The 1484-nt window shown below is 38.2% G+C and carries 1 protein-coding gene; it reads left to right on the top strand.

The features are described 5' to 3' along the window. On the top strand, positions 1–1484 hold a 1484-nt coding region (locus IHO13_RS05450), incomplete at both ends, for a MutS-related protein (RefSeq protein WP_410543376.1).

The raw sequence follows: 1484 nt of genomic DNA, 5'->3' as shown, positions 1-1484 counted from the left end.
CTGAGGATGAAAAAATCAGGTCAACTTTAAAAAATTATAAAATATCAATTACACAGCATGCCCAGAGTTTTTTTGAGTACAACAAATCTCACAGAACGCTGTGCGAATTTTATAAAATCAGAGAGCTTAGAGTTATAGGAAACTTCAGCAAAGTGGAGATTATGGCATGTGGTGCGCTGCTTGAATATGTTAGAGTAACGCAAAGAGGTTCCATTCCAAGGCTTGAGCTGCCAAAGCCCTACAAGCAACAAAGTTTCATGCTTATCGATGCTTCAGCAAGGAGAAATCTTGAGTTGTTTTCAACTCAATTTAGTGAAAAGAAAGGTTCACTGATTTCAGTTATTGATCACACAGTTACAGCTTCTGGTGGACGCCTGCTCAAACAAATGCTTGCATCACCACTTGCTTGTCCTAAAGCGATTAATTTGAGAATCAGCACCGTTGAATTTTTTGTAAACAGCCATGAAAGACGCAAAAAAATACGGGAGATATTATCTAACATTCCAGATATTGAAAGGTCACTATCACGTTTAATGTTAGGGCGTGGCTCACCAAAGGACATGAACCTACTAAAAATAGGCCTTGGGAAAACGTTAGAGTTGTCCAAGCTTCTATCTAAGCTAGATCCCTTGCATAATTATCACTTAAGTAAAAAGTCAGCAGTTGACTTTCAAATGTCATTCCAGTGCTTGACTCCGGAATCAAAGGGAAAAGAACCAGCGTCTACTGCTCAGATGACAAGCAGTGATGAGAGTGAACTTAGCACAATACATAAAAGCCTTGGCAATCACAAAGAACTGTTTGAGCTTTTAAACGACGCTATACTTGATAATAACCTAAGTTCCGCAAAAGAAGGAGGATTTATCAATCCACAATATAACCAAGAATTATCAGAGTTATTCTATGTGCTGAATAATAGCAACAAATTGATAACCAAACTCCGAGAATCTTATCGTGACCTGACTGGCATTGCCGCATTGAAAATATTGCACAATAACATCCTTGGTTATTACATTGAAGTATCAGCAAATCATAAATTAACCTCGGATATATTTATTCACAGGCAAAGCTTAGCAAATAGCATGCGCTACACTACTAATGAATTGAAAGAACTGGAGAATAAGATTCTCACGGCGCGTGATGCTGTGATTAGCTTGGAAATGAAAATTTTCAGTGAACTATGTAGTAAAATCGCTAAAGAGTCTGAGAAAATTGCCCTCACTGCAAATGCCTTGGCAAAGCTTGATATCCGAACTGCGTTTGCAGAGCTTGCAATGCAAAACAATTACGTAAAACCCATCATTGACGATAGTAAAGAGTTTAATATCTGCAGCGGAAGACACCCAGTGGTTGAAGTTAATGATAAGTTTATCGCAAATAACATCAACTTAGCTGGTATACATCTAATCACTGGTCCTAATATGGCAGGAAAAAGCACTTTCTTGAGGCAAAACGCTCTCATCGCAATTTTAGCTCATATGGGG

It is taken from the genome of Wolbachia endosymbiont of Mansonella perstans (assembly GCF_020278605.1).
Classification (GTDB): Bacteria; Pseudomonadota; Alphaproteobacteria; order Rickettsiales; family Anaplasmataceae; genus Wolbachia.
Note: the sequence above shows the minus strand (reverse complement) of the source record. Positions and strands in the feature narration are given on the sequence as shown.